This is a genomic window from Burkholderia sp. AW49-1 (assembly GCF_053427845.1).
Map to the genome: position 1 here is coordinate 16,490 of NZ_JBSAXF010000041.1, position 20,833 is coordinate 37,322.

Annotated in this window: 11 protein-coding genes; 6 read left to right on the forward strand and 5 right to left on the reverse strand. The window is 56.9% G+C overall.

Going from position 1 to position 20,833, the window contains the following annotated elements; all coding sequences use genetic code 11:
• Positions 1 to 367: 367 nt before the first annotated feature.
• Genes ACV22W_RS31090 through ACV22W_RS31105 form a run of 4 tightly spaced genes read left to right on the forward strand, consistent with a single transcriptional unit; the run spans position 368 to position 6,573 of the window.
• Entirely contained in the window at positions 368 to 3,190 is a 2,823-nt protein-coding gene (locus ACV22W_RS31090; protein ID WP_448023228.1) for a type VI secretion system Vgr family protein, read from the forward strand.
• Complete coding sequence (locus ACV22W_RS31095) at positions 3,187 to 4,731, forward strand: hypothetical protein (protein WP_448023229.1); 1,545 nt, start codon at positions 3,187 to 3,189, stop codon at positions 4,729 to 4,731. The genes ACV22W_RS31090 and ACV22W_RS31095 overlap by 4 nt, the downstream gene beginning before the upstream one ends.
• Positions 4,732 to 4,734: 3 nt before the next feature.
• Positions 4,735 to 5,727, forward strand: coding sequence for a PoNe immunity protein domain-containing protein (locus ACV22W_RS31100; RefSeq protein ID WP_448023230.1), 993 nt, complete (start codon positions 4,735 to 4,737; stop codon positions 5,725 to 5,727).
• A gap of 3 nt (positions 5,728 to 5,730) precedes the next feature.
• Positions 5,731 to 6,573, forward strand: a complete 843-nt coding sequence (locus tag ACV22W_RS31105) for a PoNe immunity protein domain-containing protein (protein WP_448023231.1) — start codon at positions 5,731 to 5,733, stop codon at positions 6,571 to 6,573.
• A gap of 103 nt (positions 6,574 to 6,676) precedes the next feature.
• Here the strand turns inward: ACV22W_RS31105 and ACV22W_RS31110 are convergent, their stop codons facing one another.
• The 4 genes from ACV22W_RS31110 to ACV22W_RS31125 all read right to left on the reverse strand — a co-directional run bounded on the left by ACV22W_RS31110 (position 6,677) and on the right by ACV22W_RS31125 (position 11,599).
• Positions 6,677 to 7,675, reverse strand: coding sequence for a hypothetical protein (locus tag ACV22W_RS31110; RefSeq protein ID WP_448023232.1), 999 nt, complete (start codon positions 7,673 to 7,675; stop codon positions 6,677 to 6,679).
• Between the two features lie 215 nt (positions 7,676 to 7,890).
• Positions 7,891 to 10,383 carry a DEAD/DEAH box helicase gene (locus ACV22W_RS31115; RefSeq protein ID WP_448023233.1) on the reverse strand — a complete coding sequence of 831 codons (2,493 nt, stop codon included), beginning with the start codon at positions 10,381 to 10,383 and terminating at the stop codon, positions 7,891 to 7,893.
• 80 nt (positions 10,384 to 10,463) lie between these two features.
• A complete protein-coding gene (locus tag ACV22W_RS31120; protein WP_448023234.1) occupies positions 10,464 to 11,234 on the reverse strand; it encodes an FRG domain-containing protein in 771 nt (256 codons plus the stop codon).
• A gap of 146 nt (positions 11,235 to 11,380) precedes the next feature.
• Complete coding sequence (locus ACV22W_RS31125; protein WP_448023235.1) at positions 11,381 to 11,599, reverse strand: hypothetical protein; 219 nt, start codon at positions 11,597 to 11,599, stop codon at positions 11,381 to 11,383.
• 600 nt (positions 11,600 to 12,199) lie between these two features.
• Between ACV22W_RS31125 and ACV22W_RS31130 the strand changes: the two genes are divergently transcribed.
• Both ACV22W_RS31130 and ACV22W_RS31135 read left to right on the forward strand, forming a co-directional pair.
• Positions 12,200 to 15,388 (forward strand): DEAD/DEAH box helicase, encoded by a 3,189-nt coding sequence (locus ACV22W_RS31130; protein WP_448023236.1) that lies wholly within the window; start codon positions 12,200 to 12,202, stop codon positions 15,386 to 15,388.
• A 173-nt stretch (positions 15,389 to 15,561) separates the two neighbouring features.
• The gene (locus ACV22W_RS31135) at positions 15,562 to 19,950 is read left to right on the forward strand and encodes a hypothetical protein (RefSeq protein ID WP_448023237.1); all 4,389 of its coding nucleotides are present in this window, start codon (positions 15,562 to 15,564) and stop codon (positions 19,948 to 19,950) included.
• A gap of 70 nt (positions 19,951 to 20,020) precedes the next feature.
• Here ACV22W_RS31135 and ACV22W_RS31140 read toward each other — a convergent pair whose 3' ends face one another.
• On the reverse strand, positions 20,021 to 20,782 hold the full coding sequence (locus tag ACV22W_RS31140) for a hypothetical protein (RefSeq protein ID WP_448023238.1): 762 nt from the start codon (positions 20,780 to 20,782) through the stop codon (positions 20,021 to 20,023).
• Positions 20,783 to 20,833 lie beyond the last annotated feature (51 nt).

A 20,833-nucleotide genomic window follows, 5' to 3' on the forward strand; every position in this document is an offset into this window, starting at 1 on the left:
ACGAATTGAGGCAGCGCCTTGGCGTGCTGATGGAGGACTGGCGGCACAAGCGCAAGGTCACCGCGCAAGACGCCCACAAGCGACTCGTATTTGCCGCCTCAGCCCTTCAGCCGTTGCCGTGCTGGTATCGGTCACTAGGCTTTCCTGACTGACGAGGCACGTCGTCAAAAACCCGATGCCAATTATTTCCGTATTGCAATCAATCGCGGAAATCTGTGGCTATTGTTCTCTTTTAGAATTGAGTGGAAGAGCGCTGAAACCGCGCCGGCGGACGCGGGCCATCAGTCCATCCCGGTTATTGTCTACATAGGGTTTCCCCCGTATGATTTTGCTTGGCCGTGAGAGAGGCCGACACAAGGAAAATCATATGGGAGCGCAGGACCTTATCGCGTTGATAAATTCGGGGTTACTCCAGTCCGACCGGATTGTGAAATTAGATACCCCCACCGGGCCGAATGTGCTGCTGCCACATATTGTGGTGGGTACTGGCCGCCTGGGTGGCAATTTCGAAATTACCGTCGATGTTGTTTCGCTGCAGGATTCAATCGAGCTGAAGTCCCTCATTGCGCAGCCCGTCACACTTTGGATTCAGCAGTCTGACAAAACGTATCGCCCCCGACACGGTTATGTTCATACAGCCCGCCGCCTTGGCGCCGACGGACGGCTCGTCAGCCTGCAGCTAATTTTCTCATCGTGGCTTCACTTCTTGAAGTTCCGCAAGGACGCGCGAATATTCCAAGACAAGACCGTCGAAGCCATTCTCGAAACGGTGTTCCAAAGCCATCCTCAAGCGGTCGGGGCGTACCGAATCGAGGTGGGCAAACCCTCACCTGCACGCTCGTTCTGCGTACAGTACGACGACGATTGGAACTTCGTGCACCGGCTGATGGAGTCGGAGGGCTGGTTCTATTATTTCGAGCACGCCAAAGACGGCAAATCCCATACTCTTGTCATTACAGACGACCTGTATTCGCTCAAGCCGCTCGAGCCCGACCAGGTCCGGTTCTATCGTGCCGGCGTCACGCATCAGCCCGACGCGCTCGTGCAATGGTCGGGCACGCGGACCTTGCAGAGCACCTCGTATTCGTCGAGTACATTCGACTATAAGAATCCCGAAGCGCGGAAGGAAAAGTCGTTTCCTACTGTCGCGAACCAGGGGGACCTGCCTCAGCAGGCCGAGGTCTACGAGTACACGGGGCCGTACACGTACCTCGATGATGACCGGGGCGACCGACTGACCAAGCTCAAGCTTGAGGAGTGGGAATCGCGCGCGAAGCGATTCCACGGTGTAGGTAGCGTACCGAGTATCGAAGTCGGTGGCTGGTTCAGTTTGCTGGACCACCCCGAGCACGACGGAGATAGCGCCGAGGACCGCAAATTTGCCGTTGTCGAGGCCACATGGTACATCCGCAACAATCTCCCAGTAGGGGAAAGTCGGCCGTATCCGCATAGCCTCGATGCTCGTCTCGCGGAAGTCCGCCAAGCCCACGGCGAAACGGCATCTGCATTCGCGGTTAAAGATGCTTCAGGCAGCGAGGGCTTCTTCCTCGTGGAGGTCGAAGCCCAGCGCCAGAAGGTTCCGTTCCGCAGCCCGTTCGAGCACCGTAAACCCGTGGTGCACCTGCAGACGGCGACAGTCGTCGGACCCGGCAACGAGGAGGTCTACACCGATTCGCTGAATCGCATCTTGGTTCGCATGCACTGGGACCGACGGCAGGGTCTTGGGGCCACGTGCTGGGTGCGGGTGGCCTATTCCGACACGGGCGGCGGTTATGGCAGTGTGCACGTGCCACGGGTCGGCGAAGAAATCACTATCGATTGGGTCGGCGGCGATTGCGACCGCCCGATTGCGACGGGTCGCGTCTACAATGGGGCGACGCAGCCTCGCTGGCACTCGAATGGCATTCTGTCGGGTTTCAGCTCGAAGGAGTATGGCGGTGGAGGCTACAACCAACTGGTGATGGACGACGCGACGGGCCAGAACCGGTTGCAGCTCTTCTCATCGCAAGGTAGCTCTATGCTGCATCTGGGATACCTGATTGCCCAGGACGGTAACGTTCGCGGCAACTACCTGGGTAGCGGCTTCGACCTTCGCACTGACGCCTACGGCGCCATTCGTGCCAATCGGGGGCTTTTCCTCACGACACATCCTGGTTCGGGCGCGGCGAACCAACAGCTCGAGGTCCAACAGGCCCAGCAGCAACTCGCCGGCGCACACAACCTGGTCGAGTCGCTTTCCGATGTTAGCACTCAGCACCAGGCCGAAAGCCTGAAAGCGGGCCAAGACGCGCTCAAAGCTTTGACGGACGCCACGACCGACAGCGTCCAGGGGCAAGGCCAAGCAAGCAGTGGGCGCACTGCGGGTGGCGGCACTGGCTCGGCCAACACGTTCAAAACCCCCATTCTCCTGGCTGCCAGCCCGGCGGGCATCGCGCTGTCGACGCAGCAGTCAGTGCACCTGAGCGCGGACGAACAGGTCAACGTGGTCAGCGGCCAGAGCACGCATGTCGCTACCGGCAAGTCGCTCCTCGTGAGCGTAGCGGAGCGCATCAGCCTGTTCGTCCAGAACGCTGGAATGAAGCTCTTCGCTGCGAAGGGCAAGGTGGAAATCCAGGCGCAGTCGGACGACATCGAGGTGACTGCGCAGAAGACGGTGAAGGTCCTTTCTGCCAGCGATAAGGTCGAAGTCGCGGCAAGCCAGGGCATCCTGCTGACCTCCGGTGGAGCATACATCCGCATTCAAGGCGGCAATATCGAGATTCACGCTCCTGGCAAGATAGACATCAAGGGGGCGCAGCATGCGTTCGCCGGCCCCACGGGTACCCCCTACGACCTGCCCGCGCTGCCGAAGGGCGACCTGCACAACAAGCTCGAGCTGAACCTCACGGACGACAGGCTGAAGCCCGTGCCCGGCGCGCCCTACAAGGTCGTCTTCGACAATGGCACAACCCTTACTGGCAAGCTGGATGCAAACGGGCACGCCGTGCTGCGCGACGTGCCCGACGGCACCGCAAAGGCCTTCTTCGGCGAAGATACGCGGCCATTCGTGCGGCAGCCCTTGCCGGCGGCGAAAGCGCTCGAGCAGGACGATGTGCTGAAGGAACTGCAGGCGGCCGGCCATCAGGGCATCACCGAGGAAAACCTCGCCAGTCTGCTTAACCAATTTTCCGGCCGTCCTGACCTCAAATGAACAACACCGACCAGCAAGCCATTGAAGACGCGGTCGAGCAGATTGGTCTGCAGATGGCCGTCAATGCGGTTCCGCTTTTTTATGTCGCGCAGAACATCTACGACACTTCGGAAAGCGTCTTGAACGTGTGGAATGCGCGCAATAGCGCCGACGAGATGACCCGCATCGAAACGGGCATCGACCTCGTGTTCGCGGTCGTGGGCTGGGTGCCCGTGGTCGGGGCCGGGGTCAAGCGGACCTTCCGGCTTGTCAACCACAAGTCCGAAATCTACGGGCCGCTGCTGTTCGATATTCTGCGGCTCGTGCTCCAGCGCGCGCACTGTCCGACCAGTCCCGAAGAACTGGTCGACAAACTCTTTGATGCATCTGGTCTGAAGAAGCTGCTGACCGAGTCTCGCGAGCACATCGAGAAGTCCTGGGTATACCGCGAGATGCCGCCGGCGGGACAGGCGACTTTCAGTCAGGCGCTTGGATTCGTCGAAACCAATTTACCTTTCTGGCTGACGCAGTTCGTCGAGCGCAAGCTGATGCACTGGCGGAAGAGGCAACCCAACTCGTCGGCGGAGGGCTCGGTCGCTCTGCGCAAAGAGACCGAGAAACCGGGGAAGGTGGGTGTCGAGTCGGAGCAGGGCCACAACCGGTCGACCTCCACGCCGTCGACGGGCGTGGTGAATGCCAAACTGGCCGTCACCGACATTACGAATAAACTCACAGGGCTGCTCGGCGAGCACATCGCCGACTATTACTGCTACGAGCACATGAAGTGGGGCTCGGGGTGGACAAAGCATGACCAGGGCGCACTCGGCCGTTGGTCGAAGAAGCCGGATACCATGGTTCCCGGCAAGCTGAACGAAGGAGGGCAGCTCAACAAGCTCTTTGCTCCGAAGGCCCACGGGCAGGGTATAGACGGAGTCTGGCGCGCGACGCCGATGAACAATCACGGGAAGCCCTTTGCGATTGTCGAAGCCAAGTCATCGAGGGTAAGGACGGCGCCAAAGAACAAGGACGACAAGCCGAGCATGGTCTCGAAGCTTGGCGAGGCGACGCGAGTAGTCGACAAGGTGCTTCCTCGACCCGAAGAATTGCTGGAGCCGCCCCTCGACGATGACGGCGCCACACCCGCTCCGCCCAAAGCCGGCGGCAAGAAGGGAGGCGGTCGAAAAGGGCCGTCGAAAACTGGGCCGACTCCCTCTTCGGGAGCCGAACCCGCGCCTCCAGCCACGGATGGAAAGGCCGATGGGAAGACACCGTCAAAGGGCAAGAAAATTGCGCAAATGACCGACGTGTGGGTGAATCAGAGCCTGGACGCCGCTGTTGGCCCGCCCATGTCGAACACCATTCTCTTGCAGGGCTATGCTCGGCACATTCTCTATGTGCCGTTTTACCTGCCGAGTGCAATTCAGCACGAAGAGGCGCTGCTGACGGGTAAAGAGCACGACCACCCGAACCACGAAATTCCCCTACACTACACGGAATTGGAAGTCGCTGAAGCCGCTAAGGAAAAGCAGCGTCGATTGGACGCGAAATATGGAAGGGCGTAAGGAATGGATGATTTTTCGACTCGCAGACGTCAACGGTTCATCAGCGAGCAATACTTCAAATGGCTTTCGGATTTCCTCGCCGGCTCCATCGACACGTGGTCAAAAAATTTGCCAGCCAATGGAACGGAAAATTCGAAGCGTGCAATTGCGGCGTCGCGCCGGGCCGATAACCGCTTTGAGCTGCTGCTGCTTCGATACACGGCGGGCGAGCCTATTGCACCGCTGCGCAGTGAGCTTGACCACATACTGGCCGACTACGAGGAGTACGCCAAGTTCCAGAGCCTGGAGTTCGAGAGCCCGAACTGGCCACCCTTTCTTCTCGGAGAACTCAAGGATTATGAGCGCGCGATGCAGCTCATCGGGCTTTGCTACCTGCTGCACAGGCGAGACCTGCTGCCTCGCATCGCCGCATTAGAGGACCCGTCCTATCGGGCCCAAGACACGCTGTATGAAGACCTCCTGGCCTACAGTCTCGAAGGTCGAACCGATGTTGATGACTGGTTCCATGAGTCCTATCGAGATTGTATCAACAGCGTGTACGGGGACTCAGATGAGGAGAGCCTGACCGACCTCAATTCCTACCTCGATAACTGGTACTCGTCCATGAGTGGCCTCGACTGGCACGACAGCCACCTCGACCTCTCGGAGGAGCGCGGCCTCTATTTTGGCTACTGGGCCATCGAGGCCGCTGCTCTCGTCTACCTGCTCGAGCTGGATGACACGTCACTGCAGGAGCACATCATTTACCCGAAGGACCTCGTCGAATTTGCGCGGACCTTCAAAGAGCCTTCGAAGTCATCGGAAGTCGCCATGGGGCCTCAGACGGTGCGAACCGGGCAGACATGCCCAGAAACTGGCATCTGGAAGGCGCAGGGGCACAACGTCCCCGGCGTGATGGTGCAACAAGGCGAGCGCATGCCCGAGGTCTTCGCACCGGACAAGAGTGGTGCATATCGTCCGCAATCAGCACTTTGGGAGTTCGAACGCAAGGCTTGAGTAATGGACGAGTTTTCGCACCGACGCCGCCAACGCTTCATTAGCGAGCAGTATTTCAACTGGCTGTCGGCCGTTCAGGCCGACTCCATCGAGAAGTGGACGCACACGCTGCGTGCGAATGGCACCGAGGCGGTAAAACATGCAACGGCTGCCTGGTTGCGCGCTACCGCCCGTTTTGAGCTGATGATGCTTCGATACACGGCGGGAGAGCCCATCGCATCAATGCGGGAAGAGCTGGAAGATGTGGTGACCGCCTACGAAGAGTACGCGTCGCGTCAGCGGGTCGCCCGCAATGACCCGCAATGGCCGGCACTGCTGCTTACCGAGTTACCCGATTACGAACGAGGGATGCAGCTCATCGGTCTTTGCCACCTAATACATCGGGGTGACCTGCTGCCGCGCATCGCGGCCCTCGAGGACGGGTACTATCGCGGACAGGACACCCTGTTTGAGGACCTCCTTGCCTATGGCATGGAAGGACGGGTAGATGTCGACCAGTGGTATCACGAGTCGTACCGCGATTGCATCAACAGCATTTACGTCGACGGAGACGATGTAAGCATCGCCTATCTCAATGCGTACCTCGAAAACTGGTATGCCGCCATGGAGAAGGCTGGATGGCATGACACGCATCTCGACCTGTCTGAACGTGGCGGGGGGTATTTCGGGTATTGGGCAATTGAGGCAGCGGCGATAGCCTACCTTCGCGGGCTGGACGATGCACCGCTTCGGGAACATATTGTCTATCCGAAGGATTTGGTGGACTTCGCCAGAACCTTCGAAGAACTTCCGAAATCCACGCCAGTGCCTACTGGCCCGCAAGCTGTGCGAACGGGACGTCGGTAAGCAGCCTCGGCATTTGACGCATCGTAGCTCTCTTACTCGTGGTGTTGTGGGCTGCAGCCATACGTCACGCGTCAGCCGATGGTTCGGACAGCAAGTCGGTCATTCAGACACGCACGACGTCTCTTCGTGTGTTGCATTTTTCCATATCGGATGTTGGCTCGCGAAGAGCCGGAGAAAGAACTGGGACGCCATCTACTTTTCTCTGTACGTCCCAGAACCGCTTATCGAATTCTCGCCAAGCATCAAATAGGCGCAGACCGTCCAGCCCAACTATCCACGCCTCGAGGATGCGCCCGTCACGAGAGTTCGGACGACCGCCGATATAACATCTTTCGGCATGCCATTCGAATGATTTTCCGTCTTGCGTAACCTCAATCACGGCCTCGCCCGATGGATAAAACTTATCCGGCTCAGAGCTCCAGCGCCGCACAACCCAAAGTGTGTACCCCGAGGGCAACTCCTTGCCTATGGTGCCGCTAACGCGGCACGTCTCACCAACCTCGGCATGGTCCTTGGGGCTCACGATTCGCACGTTGTAGTCGTCTGCTCGGAGGCGAGCAGACATGGACGTCGACTGAAACGATAGGTCTGACTTCTCGTATACAGCACCGTGAAGCACCGCTTGCGCAGGTTCGTCCGGCAGTTCAATCGAATAAGTCACTATTGCAAGCCCCAAAAAACCGAACGCATAGAGGAAATGCAACCACGATTCTGCGGAAAAATCACCTTTGAGCAGGAAGTGGAGAATAGTAAGCCAAGCAAAGTGAGTGGATGCGGATGAGACCTCGTCCATTACGCTTGAAATAAGAACCAGTCTGCCATCCTGCGTGCTATCGGTTTTATTAATATTGGCGCGAACAAGATGATATGCGCCAACAACAAGAACAACACCAACACCAAGTGCAACGATTAAATGATAGTCTGCGAAAGCCTTAAGCTGCTCAATATCAAGAATATTGGAATCCCCAACAAGGATTTGGGATTTTGGCAATCGCCGCCTTAACAACCAAATCAATGCGCCCAGAGCACTCCAAATCATAAGAATATGCAAGCACCGTCCTTTTGCATACGATTTTATTTTTTCTGCCAGTATTGTTCTCACTTGCTGCTCGTAGTAGTTAAATGTTATGCCGAAGGCCATCTCCCGGAGCAGGACTTCGGCCCCCGCCGAGTCGAATTTTCATTCTTACTCGTATGTCGCTCCGCACACAGCACTTGCTGTAGCCCGTCGACACCGCCGGAGCCCTAGCAAGCCGCGCGTCACGTTCGCTCGCGGAGAATGGCGCGCGACCGCCAAGCATTAAAGGGTGTAACTGGTTAGGTTAGGCTGCTCGTATATTTCCCGAAAAACTGTTCAGGTAGCAACCCGAACGCGGCCATTTCTGCGTGGACCCATTGCGGGTTCACAACGATTGGCCCTTGTTGTGCCGCCTTTATAGTCAACTGATGAAAAGCAGCAGCTAGGGCACGGCATCCCTCCTGAGTAAGGACTCTCGTACCCTCAGGGTACAGCGTTCCGTTATCGACCCTCGTTACTCGTGCCGCCACGACTGGCCTTCTCCTCGCAGAATGCGCTGGGTACGTTTCCTCTACCCATTGCATGCTGTGATGCATTTGCTCCGCGTCGCTTCTGTGCAACGAATCCTCGTTGCCGTTCTTCGCTTCAATCACAAAAACGTCGCCCCCCCAGAACCAGAGGTTATCCGGCCCAACGCGGTAGCTCTCGTCCGGCCGTGACGATTCGGCTCCCAGCGCCTCACCCAACACCAACAGTGCGGCCTCGAGCTGCTTTGGTTTCACGCCGTAGTCCAACGAGTCATGAATGCGCTTAGCTTCTATCACTGCTGCGTTCAGGTTCGCGAACTGCTGAAGCCAAGACACTACCCGTTGTGCGGCTGGTAAAGCATTGACCGTGAGAACCCGTTTCACGTGAGTAGGCGGAGCGGGAAGCGAAATGTTTTTTGCCTTTGCTGACTGCTGTAGCGCCATCGCTGCGGGGCGGTCGAATTGGTACAACAAGCGAGCGAGGCGTTGCTGATGGATGCCCCTGTCCTCGTCATCCAATTGAACAGTATTCAAGGCTGCTTCATAACCTTTGCAGGCCTCGACGGGCTGGTTCTGTGATGCACGAACGTATGCCTCCCGTTCCGCTGTCGCGAGTGAAATCGCGCTCGCGTCAACAGCGCGACTGAGTCTTGCCGGCGCTCGGACCTTCTGGTTGTAGTACTCCTTCCATCCCTCGTCACGGTTTAAACACTGGTCGATTAGCTGCCGAACTGCGAGGGCGGGTTGTGTGCCGGCCCCCTTCAAATGTCGCGCGAGTTCCTCTGATAACGCAATTTGGCTCCTGGAATCATCGGTGAGGGCCCTCTGAACGTCTTGGCGGCCCATAAACGTCGAAAGGTCTGCCCCGGCAAGGATAACCACGGCATAGTCCTTATGTGACCGGACAGCGCGCCCCATGCCCTGTTCAATACGGTACACGGTCCGGTTCCGCGTGCCGCAGGCCGCCCCCGTCATAGCATCGTCACGCGTGTCCGTCAAAGACTGTCCAAACGGCTGCCCGTCAATGATTAGGACGCGACACGCGTCGTCAGGAAGGTCTACCCCATCAAAGCGTTGAGCGAAAACGGCGAAGCGCACTCCTGAAGCTGGGTCCTGCAGCAAGCGAACACCCTCGGCAAACGCGTCACCTGCGAAATACCGTGCTCCCACAGCGACCCAATCCGCCGCCTGCTGCTCGCTCGAGGTCAACACTACGACATTGTTCGTGCGCGCCAGCTCAGCCGCCAAGCGCACCACAAATCCCCTGTCGAGTTGATGGTCAACGAGCGATGGAGCAATAACCATTCGCTCGCCAAGCCCCCGGTCGGTGGTAGGGCAAATTGGCGAGTTCGCGGCATCTTGGGAGACGCCGAGCTCGCGAACTAGGACAGCATCGTCCGCCAGAGTCGCAGACATGAAAAGCCGATGCTTCGCCTTAGCGAACGCTCGCACGTTCTGCACAGGTGGCATCTCCGGCGCCACCTCGGCGACCTCGTTGCTCAATATGCAACGGCACAACCGGAGGTTTTCACGTAGATAGGGCCATACAAAGCGAAATTCATCGTCGTCGGCTCGGGGGTTCAACGCCGCAAGGATGGCGTCATGGCTGTCGGACCATATCCAATGGGGGACCTCAAATACCGCTTTAAAGTTAGTCGTGAGGTCCATCCAGATGGCTGGATTAAATTGCTTGCACGCGGGCTCGAGAATGCGCATGACATCACTAAGCGCGCTGCCACACAGATGCAGAGTCATGGCGCTCCGAACGCTTTCGACTCCTGCATGTGCGTCGTCAAGAACCAGTGCATTGGGAACGATGTTGACGTCAGCTCGTTGGAAGGTCGACTTCGCATTGAATAGCTTTTCATATGTGCAAACAAGGATAGCCTCGCCTCGAGTGCATGCTGGATTGGGATACGTCTCGCCGCCCCAATAACCGTGAGCCTCAATTCCTAGTTTTTTCGCCTCTCCAAGAACCTGCTCCATCAATTGAACTGTAGGGCAGAGATATACCGACACCTCCTTGGACATGCGCATGTGCCCATAGAGATAGAGCAGACCGATGGTGGTCTTTCCCGCACCTGTACTTATTTTGAGAACCGAGTCCGTGTCGGCATACCGCTTGGTAAGCTCAGTCATGGCCTCCAATTGTGCTGGTCGCAGTTCGGTGTGGGTTCCACGAGCATCGAGCGCCGAGAAGAAACGGACCAAATCATAGATAGGCTGCTCTGGCTTGGTCGTCAACAAGCTTTTGAAATCAATCACTTTTCCATTCCTTTCATTGAATATATGAACTTTTGTCGAAGCTAGACGGAAAGCGAGATTGTTATCCGCTGTGCCAGCCCTCAGGTGGTTTGCTCATCATCAAGTAGGGAGAACTGCCATTCCACGTGCTGGGCGAGACCAGCCAAATCGGGAAACATGGTGCCCGCGTTCACCCCGCAGCGGTCCAGGTCACACCGCATTTGTGAAAATGCGTCACTAGGAATCCGCACCTTCTTTAACTGACGCGCATATTGACCATGCTTCTCCAAGGGGATGAAACGTTCATCCGTCTCGCGAAAGTGATGCACTGTGAACCGTCCGGACTGGACGCGCAGCCTCATATTCGAGTGCCGGGGCAGAAACACTCGTGTCCTTCCTAAAGAGAATGGAGATTCTTCAGATGCCGAATCGACGTAGTCCTCTTTCGAGGGATTGAATATCCAGACTACGCCCGGCTTGCCCCTATCTGGGGCTCTCTGAACTGCGAACCACAACGCCAGCAAAGGATTCTCAGTCCAATCTAGCAGGCGCGTCGCCATGCCGTGATGCTGGGCCGTCGCAAGCCAGTCCCAACTCGTATGCTCGTTCGTCACGAAGATGCACCCTTGACGTGCGAACTGCTGCAACATCGACGTTTCGATTTCTCGAAAGCCGCCCTTCAGGCGACCATCGTTATAAAGCCGTGCCAGCTTCGGAAGCAACGGCAAATCGGTGCGTTGGCCTCGAAACAGGGCAGGAGGCATCGCATCACTGTCCGCGATTCTGTTGACGAGTTCCATGTACTCGTGGAGACTCGAGACATCCCAGCTCTCAATTGTTGCGCCCGACTTCAAGCTCTTGCGCTTGCCCATCTACATCCCCGTATTTGGTGGCTAACCCCGACATGTGCATGCGGACAAAACGTCAGTAAGACGTGATGTATTCCGTCGACCTTATACGCCCGCAGCCAAGCGACCGGTCGCGGCGCAATACCGTTGGCATACGTGCTCAGGGGCGTCTACTTCTTCTGCTTTTTGAGGAGTTCTTTGATGCTCTCGACGCCTTCGCGCTTTCTGACGGTGCCCCAGGTCGCGTCGGCGCGATAGCCTTTCGCGAAGTCGTCGCCGTACTCCTTCCTCAGCGTGCCGATTTTCGTATCCGCCCGCTTTTCGCGAATCTGGCCGTTTCCGTCCCGCATACGGTCGTCCAACCCTTTGGGGAAGTGTCTTTGCGCCATGGTCACCTCACGCTATCTATGCCGCCTCGGTCCGACACTTCGCTTCTGAAGTACGGAAGACGAGCACTCACTGCTTTCTTTCTAAAAAGCCCGTGCCAACAATACCGCAACTGCTCTCTGTCCGGGTGAGGTCGTCTGCAAAAAAATGGCACCGAAGACTGCTGGATTTCGCCGTAGCGATGCAAGTTGCATCCCTCCATCCTGTCAACATTGGCAGGTCGACATAAACTTTTCACAACGTCGGCCGTAACTGCGATTGGCGGTATAGTTTGCACACTGACATGCTATGCCTGATGCGGGAATTCCAGCGCTCGATGATTGACCGCAGAAAGCAAATTGTCAGGTTGGGCCGTACCAAACAGAGTCAATTTCCATGTTTCAGCGACCCTTCATTATTTGGTGAGCAACTCGCTGATAGGTGGGGAAACTTCGCCATGCAGGACCGGGGATATCGTGCGACTACTATCCGATGACAACGACCAGGGTCGTGGGTTGCAGATGACAGTGAGGCTCCCGCGAATTTACGCAATCAGGACCTTCAAGGACAAGAATCCCATCAGGCAACTGGTTGAACCGGAGCGCGATGTCTCTGCGTCTGTCGTGAAATACACCACGGATGGTGCGGCCGGATGGGAGGTAACTCCACGCGACGGTGGATGCGTCATCCAAGTTCTAAACAAGGAACCTAGTAACAGGCCGACCGTGGCCGACGCGGCAATTCTTAAGCTGGCGGCACCGCAGTTTGTCGAGGACACGTTCGATGTCCGGGCTGGGAGGTGGCTTCAGCACGTCGCGATGGAACGTGCGTCACAAGCGGCCGACGGAGGGGGCGCCACGCGTGCAGTGGCTTCATGGCGTGACGCCTTCTCGTACGTTCGCGAGAACCAAGAGAATGGCGTAATCGGCCTCAGGCTTCCGCAGGAGGGCGCTCTTCACGCGATACACGCGCATTGGTCGACGAGCGACGGCGTTGCGTCAATCGTGATGCCCACGGGAACAGGAAAAACTGAGGTCATGCTCGCGACGCTCGTTTCGGCGTCATGCACAAGGCTGCTCGTCGTCGTGCCAACGGATGCATTGCGCAGCCAGGTAGCCGACAAGTTTCTTACCCTGGGGGTGCTGAAGCTCCCTAACAGCAGGGTACTCGCTTCCAGCGCGCAATATCCCGTAGTTGGCATCCTCGAACATGCGCCAAAGACGGTCGAAGCCGCGCAGTCTTTCTTTGAAGCCTGTAACGTCGTTGTAACTACTAGCCACATCGCGGGCCGATGCGAGCCTGCCGTTCAAGTGTGCATGGCAGAACTCTGCAGCCACCTATTCATTGATGAGGCGCACCATGTCGAAGCGCCTACGTGGAAAGCGTTTAAGGCCAATTTTTCCACGCGGCGCGTACTGCAGTTTACGGCTACGCCTTTCCGCGAAGACGACCATCCCATCGATGGAAAAATCATCTACGCATATCCGCTGCGGAAAGCGCAAGATGAAGGCTACTTCCGGCCAATCCGATTCTCATCTGTTTTTGAGTTCGACTCCGGGCTAGCCGACAGGAAGATTGCGGAAAAGGTCGTCGCCGAACTGGATTCCGATGCAACGGGTAAGCACGTTGCGATGGCCCGCGTCGGCTCGATAGACCGCGCACTTGAGGTCCATGCACTCTATGCCAGCATCGGGCGTTTCAGTCCGGTCGTCTTGCACAGCAGACTGGGCCAGCATGAACGACGGGAATCTTTACAGAAGCTGAGAACCGGTACGTCGCGAATCGTCGTCTGTGTCGATATGCTTGGCGAAGGCTTCGACATGCCCGAGCTAAAGATTGCAGCGTTTCACGATGTTCGCAAGAGTTTATCCGTTACCTTGCAATTGGCGGGCAGATTCACGCGAGTGCGGAGTGATGTCGGGAACGCCACGTTCATCGCCAACACGGCGGATGTCGAGGTCCAGGCGGAACTCAGGAAGTTGTACACGCAAGACCCAGATTGGAATACATTGCTTCCGCAACTCAGCGAGACAGCCATCGCTGGCGAAGTAGCAACCCAGGAATTTTTGAGCGGATTTGGCAATTTTCCTGCCGAGATTCCGCTTCAGGAATTGAAGCCCGCCGCCAGTATGGTCGTCTACCGAACGCGCTGCTCTGTCTGGTCGCCCGAGAAATTCGGGAAGGGGCTGTATGCCGTTCGACCAGCCGACCAGGTCCACCACTCCATCAACCACGACGCACGTGTTTTGGTTGTCGTAAGCGGAAGCCAGCTACCGGTAGCATGGACTGACGTCGAATCAATACGGGATTGGGGCTGGGAGCTGTTTGTGGCAGCTTGGGACGCTGAGCAATCGCTGCTATTCATCCACGGTTCGGGTAAGAACGGAGAGTATAGGTCGCTCGCGAAGGCGTTGTGCGGCGAGGACGTCGAACTCGTCACAGACCCCGTCCTTTACCGCTGCTTCCACGGTGTCACCCGCTTGCTCCTCACGAACTTGGGGCTGAATGAGCAGTTCGGTCGACAGGTCCGCTTCACCGGCCGGATGGGCGCCGACGTAGCCAGCCGTCTTCCTGATGCTGCAAAGCAAAACGCCCGAAAAGCGGTGATATCGGGGATGGGGTACGAAAATGGAGCGACGGTTACTATCGGAGCAGCAAAGCGCGGCCGAGTATGGTCTTTTCAGCGACTACGTCTTGATGCCTTCGTGCGATGGTGCAAGCACGTAGGAGCAAAAATTATAGACGATAGCATTGACCCCGAGGCGGTGCTAAATGGGACACTCGTCCCGGAGATAGCGGCATCGCGTCCGCCGGTCATGCCGATTGCCGTCGACTGGCCCGAGGTGATTTATACGGAGCGTGAGTCCGTGCTGGGAGTCAAACTGGACGGCAGTGCGACCGAGCTGGAGTTCTACCGAGTAAGCATAGACGTCGACTCGCCCACGCTGGACGGGCCACTACGTTTCCGAGTGCTGGGCGAGTCCAGCGAAGCGACGTTCGAGCTGAGACTATCGGCTGATGACCAGACCATCGCCGACTATCGTTTCGTCGAAATCAGCAAAAGGAGCTCGTTAAAGCGAAACAGCGCGGAACGAGGCATGGTCGAATTCTTCGACGAGCATCCACCCGTGTTCTGGTTTGCTGATGGCTCGTCTCTCGAAGGCAATCAGTTGGTGAGGCTGCGCTCGACCATTGCTCCTTTCAACCGAGAGCGAATCCAAGCGTGGGATTGGTCGTCGACCGACATTCGCAAGGAGTCGCAAGGGGTAACCCGCGAAGCGGACTCCATTCAGTATCGGGTCATAGAAAAGTTGCGCTCCGACGGGATGTATCAAATTATTTTCGACGATGACGGCGCGGGTGAGTCCGCAGACGTTGTTACCGCGACGATGAAAGAGGAGAACGGGCGGCCCATCATCGAAGTCGAGTTTTATCACTGTAAATACGCGGGCGATGCGACACCTCGAGCGCAAGTGGACGACCTCTATGAGGTTTGCGGTCAAGCGCAAAAGAGCATCGCTTGGCTGCACGGCCAACTGCGACGTACCGACCTATTCCTCCATTGGCTGAGACGTGAGCCCAAGGTCAGACGTGGGATACACGCCACCCGATATCAGCATGGGACGCGCGATACGCTAATCGCAATGAAAGAGGCTAGTCGTATGGCAGAGCTGAAGCTCCGAATCTTCATCGTGCAGCCTGGACTTTCTAAAGAACGCGCTAGCGACGCTCAGCTTGCCCTGCTCAGCGTGACCGAGAACTACCTTCTGGAGACCTACGGTGTACCGTTCGGCGTCGTCGGTAGCGCATAGCAAGAATCACCGAAAGCGCCGTGTCTATCGTGTCGTGGCGCTAGCCGCCGCCCGTCTGCGGCTTTCGAGATTCATTCGCGCGACGTTCGAGAAAATGCAACATAGTTCCTGAGATGAACGGTCGACCCGCACAGGGGTTCAGTCCGGCTAGCACCACAGCAAAGAGAAAAAATATGAAGAGTCAATTCATTGAGCTCAATCGAGGATTCGAGGCATTCCGGGCCGATGAGCCTGACGATGTGGTTGTGTACCGAAGTTACGCTCTGAACCGTACCGGGACCTGGGGCTGGCTTACATGGGAAGACCTCCTAAAACATCGGCTCGTAATTGTGCTCGGTGAACCGGGAAGTGGAAAGTCAGAAGAACTCAAAGCGCAGCGTCAGAAGCGCGCCGAAAGCTTTCTTCTTGGCTTGGAAAGGCTTGTGAATGAGCCTGTGGCGCACATTCTTTCCGAAGACGAGATGGAGCGGTTTCGCCGGTGGCAACGTGGCGATGGCGATGCATTGTTCTTGCTCGACGCGGTGGACGAGTCAAAGCTCCGGCACGACGACGACTTTGCGTACGCCATTGAGCGTCTTAGCAAAGAAATCGGCCCCGCTCTATCGCGGTGTCGATTTGTTGTTACCTCGCGCGTCAGTGAGTGGCGAGCCGAGACGGACCTGCGCATTGTGATGGAAAGGTTGCTCGCCAAGCCGCCCGAACTCAAGCTCGACAGCGACCAGGGTGCGGACGCCGAATCTCAGACCGTCGACATCGCTCATTCAGCACCCAATGAGCCCGCTGTTGTTGTCGCTGTCTTGCAATCGCTGACGCCATCTCAGGTGAGGCTCTTTGTGGAGCAACGTGGCGCGCCAGATGGCGCTGAATTCCTGGCGGCCTTACAGAAGAGCAACACCTTTGCATTCGCGGGGCGCCCGCTGGACGTCACACATTTATATAGTTACTGGAAGGAGAACCGGCAATTAAATAGCTTGACCGGTGTTGTCGAATTTATGGTGAACAAGCTGCTTGCGGAGGTCGCATCAAAAGAGAAGCTTGACCCGTTGCAACCAGCGGCCGCGCGAGAAGGCGCCGAGTATTTGGCCGCTGCTGCACTCCTATGCAAGAACCTCAAGTTCAGCATTCCGGACGAGGGACACTTTGTCGACGACGTACGCCTTTCGCCCGAGATGGTTCTGCCCGAAACCTGGAAACCAGAAGAGAGACGAGCGCTAATGAACCGAGCGCTCTTTGACTCGGCAAGTCGTGGGGCTCTCGCATTTCACCACCGCTCGCACATCGAGTACCTCACAGCTCGGTGGGTCGAGCGCGTGATGGCTCACAACTGCAGTTTCGAGGCAATGACGGACCTGCTGTTTGCCGAAGTTGACGGCAAGACGACGCTTCGTGCGTCCCTTGCTCCTGTCGTGGCCTGGCTAGTGACAGAGGGGCTGGAGCCGTGGCGACTACGTTTGGCCGAGCTTATTCTTCAGGTCGCTCCGGAGATACATCTTCAGCATGGGGACCCAGCGGCCCTTCCGCTTTCCTATCGACGCCAGGCCTTAGCTCATATAGCCCGTAAATACGAAGACCGAAAGCATCTCGGTATCCACGTTAGTCCCGACGCATTGTCCAGACTGGCTGACGCCGGCCTTGCCGACGACATCAACGCTTACCTTTCCGACGACAGAACGTCCGATGACCTTAAAAGTGACCTTCTGATGGTGGTATGGGAAGGAGGGCTTGTCGACTGTGTACCCACCGCTCTAGAGCTTTTCTCAAGGCCATCGACGACCGCTACTATCCGCAGCTACTGCGCGTTGGCCGTTCGATTTTCGGGAACGGCCGACCATCAGCAAGCTCTTGGCCGACTCGCGCTGAGGACCGACGGTTTATCGAATGCAGCCATCGGCCACATATTCGAGAGCCTGTATCCGCACAACATCTCCGTCGATGGGGCACTGGGCATCCTTCAGAAGGCGAACAACGTTGACCGCTATAACACTGACCTGCAGAACATGGTCGGCCGACACCTGACCGAATCCATTCGGCCGAACGACGCCGTGCCATTCCTCCAGGGTTGCCTTTCGATGATTCGAAAGCCTCCGCTTACGGAAAGGACGCAGATATCGACCGAATATCACTGGGTAATGCCGCTGATTCCGTTGTGTCTGGCCAGTGCGCTCAAAAACTGGTGTGACAGTCACGAGGCGACGGACACAGTATTGGACTCCATATTGCTCATCGACGATTGGCTCCTGAACGGCCATCTTGAGTCCATCCCGAAGGTCGACTACCTCGGGATGCTCCGCCAACAGCTTAAATTCGAATATGGTCTGCGACGAGCTCTTTTTTGGCGACGATTCGACCTGCTAGAACGCCCGATTCGACTCGAGATGCTCCCTCTGTATAGGCTCAACCCATACAATGGACTCGCCCCGTTGCACGCTGGAGATGTCGATTGGCTGTTGGCGGACGTCGAGCAAAAGGAGGACCCGGAAGCTCAGGTCATCGCGATGACGTTGTTGCTCCAAGTACTGCGGGAAAGCAACATATCAAAACTTCGATTGGCTATCAGACTACGTCGCGTGCTGGCTGCGCCACTCTTGCGCGCCATTTTTATGCGGCATCTTTGGGGTAGTCTTAGTTTCCCCGTGACCTGGCGATGGCACAAACACTTCAAATATAAGCTCTTGCAACGCTGGTGGTGGAGCTCGCGACGGCGCGCCGCGATGAACGTCTACTACACGACACGGAACCGTGTCTGGCTTTTGACTCACTTGTCTGCCATACGTGCCGGCGCACATCCCTTCGTTTTGGCTAGAATGACCGACGTCATGAGGTCCGACGGCGGCACGCGGTTCAGCGCTGCTAACTGGGATAGCGTAAGTTCCAAGTGGGGCAAAACGATAGCCTCCAACGTTGCGGTGGGTTGTACAAATGTCTGGCGGCAATACATGCCGCAGTATCCCCATGAGCGAGCTGAACGAAATTCGATAGACCAACGGGTCATCGTTGGCCTGATAGGCTTGCAGACATTGTGGATGCGCGGTCAACTGAACTTCGCATTGCTCGACGCGCATGACGTGGAGCGTGTAGTTCGGTACGCGTGCGGCGAGCTAAATGGTCTCCCGGAATGGTTCGTCGAACTGTCGAATAGCCGACCGGTGCAGGTGCAAAACGCGCTGGCGGAGCCAATCGCATGCGAGTTTCGCTACCCAGAAACGCTGGAGCACGTTAGCGATGTGGTCGCGAAACTCGGAGCCGCGCCTATTGCAACCGTAGCCGCAACTTCCGCGCTGTTACAGGCATTGGATGCCGGTGACCCACAGAATGCAGGGGTGCTTGACCAAGTCTTCTCAGCGTTACTTCGAGCCCCTGACATCGAATGCTCATCTGTCCGGACTCTCGCCCCCAAGCGAGTATGTTCGTACAAGGTCGGCCATCGCGGATGGGCTCTTTGGATGACCACCTGGTTAAATGTCGACGCACCAAATGCTCTCGTGTACTTGCAATCGGCACTGCACACGGAGCCACCAGAAGGCGCCGACAGTGCCATGGAAACCCTGTGCTCTCATTTGTCGGGCCAGCCTGGAAGGGGTTCTGGCTCAGTGCGTCGCCCGTTCCTTGAGCCCAAGTCACTTAGGATATTGATGCCACTGGTGTACGCCCATATCAGACCTGAGAATGACATTGACCGAACCAACCACGGCGTTTATTCACCTATAGCAAGAGACAACGCCCAAGACTTTCGAGAAAGATTGTGGGAAGCGCTACGCTCGGACGAAAGCGGCGAAGCTGATACCGTTCTCCGCTCCTTCGGCGAAGAGGAGCGCTTTCGAAACCAGCGGGACAGGATTCTTTCCATCTTGGACGAACGACAAGGGAAGCTTGCTGACCCAACTGCTTGGAAGGCCCAAGACGTCAGGACGTTTGCAGAGTTTTTCCGTCACGAGCCGCGCTCCGACTATCAGCTTTATCGCCTCGTGTCTCGACTGATAGGGAACGTCAAGGGCGAGGTGGAGAAGTCGGAGAACGCCACGAATCGAAAGCAAGTGCGAGACGGCGACCTCGAAGAAGATTTTCAGGGCTTTCTTGCGCGCAAAATCGACGAGCAATCGATGAAGTGGTTCTCGACCACGCGGGAGAGCGAAGTCGACCTTGGCCAGCGTCCCGACATTCGCGTTGAACGGACGGGCATGAATGCTTTACCCATAGAAGTCAAGCTCGCTAACCTGAGACATTGGACCGTCGCCAAGTTGCTAGAGGGGCTCGAAAACCAGTTGGTTGGACAATATCTCAGACCCACGCGAGTCGGTTTCGGAATCTATGTTGTCGGTACCACGTCGCCTAGCCGACGATGGCAGCTACATGACGGTCGCTACATTGACTTTAACGAACTGGTGTCCGTGCTCCAGAGCCGTGCGTCGGAACTGGTGACTGAGCGCTCCAACCAAGTTCACGGACTTGAGGTGGTTGGAATCGACTTTTCCGACCCGCGTGATGTTGCAATCGAAGCAGTAGCGCCTGCGGACTCTGGTGTTGCGCGTCGCAGAGGGAGGCGACAGCCGAGTGCGGACTGAGCGAAGCGTGCGCTTCGCCAAGACTTGCCTTTTACATCGACCGCGCATCGAACGAACGTTTAGAAAGCGACTACTTCATGCTCAATGAACACTTCTGCAGGTCAGCATTCATGGTTCGTACGCGCAAAAGCGCTGCATGCGCCTTGGCTTCTAGCTTTGCTTTCTCCGCGTCGGGAGCGGTACCACCTGTGATATCGAGGCTCCTCGAAAGAAGGAAGGACTTGAGTGCTGGCTTGTCGGGGTCGACCGTAACGTCGGCATTTGTGCTCAAAGTCTCCAGCTTGGTGATATAGGCTTTCCAGTCGTTCTCTGAACCGGCAGATGGTTTGGAGGCTGTTTCAAGCGCATCAAGCAAGCGCCGATTGACAGCGTTCGCTCGCATCACCACCAGCTTTTTGCCATTGATGGCTTGAACGCGGTCGTCATCCTTGTCGGCGGTGGCGCTCACGAGTTCCAGGTCATCATCTGTTACGGAATACGACGCCATCATGACGCAATCGATGTTATCTGCCGCGTTGCGATAAGAAGTCGCCTGACTGTCCAGTTGGTAATGTTGATTGACGGCAAAGCCAGCACCGCCAACACCAGCGCCAGCCAGAATCAGCGCGGTTTTCTGATAGATAGCGCCGAATGTTGCCGCAAGGGCGCCGAGGAATGTCACAGAGGAGACGGCGGCGTCCTGGCGCTTCACAAGACCCGCTGCTTCCAGCAGCTCCGTTTGATACTTGACCATGTTTGACTGTATGTCGGCCAGGGTACTGCTGGCCGTAATGTTGTATTGGGAAGCGAATGGCCTTTGTGCCGGAATATTTCTGAATGCGTTCGGGTTCATGCCCGACTCATCAATCGACTGGGAACTGACGCAGGCACCCAGTAGGCTCGT

Excerpts from the sequence above, each read along its gene's own strand:
- ACV22W_RS31090 (WP_448023228.1), top strand. The coding sequence starts at position 368 with ATGGGAGCGCAGGACCTTATCGCGTTGATAAATTCGGGGTTACTCCAG.
- ACV22W_RS31120 (WP_448023234.1), bottom strand. The coding sequence starts at position 11,234 with ATGGGCAAGCGCAAGAGCTTGAAGTCGGGCGCAACAATTGAGAGCTGG.
- ACV22W_RS31095 (WP_448023229.1), top strand. The coding sequence starts at position 3,187 with ATGAACAACACCGACCAGCAAGCCATTGAAGACGCGGTCGAGCAGATT.
- ACV22W_RS31100 (WP_448023230.1), top strand. The coding sequence starts at position 4,735 with ATGGATGATTTTTCGACTCGCAGACGTCAACGGTTCATCAGCGAGCAA.
- ACV22W_RS31125 (WP_448023235.1), bottom strand. The coding sequence starts at position 11,599 with ATGGCGCAAAGACACTTCCCCAAAGGGTTGGACGACCGTATGCGGGAC.
- ACV22W_RS31105 (WP_448023231.1), top strand. The coding sequence starts at position 5,731 with ATGGACGAGTTTTCGCACCGACGCCGCCAACGCTTCATTAGCGAGCAG.
- ACV22W_RS31140 (WP_448023238.1), bottom strand. The coding sequence starts at position 20,782 with ATGAACCCGAACGCATTCAGAAATATTCCGGCACAAAGGCCATTCGCT.
- ACV22W_RS31135 (WP_448023237.1), top strand. The coding sequence starts at position 15,562 with ATGAAGAGTCAATTCATTGAGCTCAATCGAGGATTCGAGGCATTCCGG.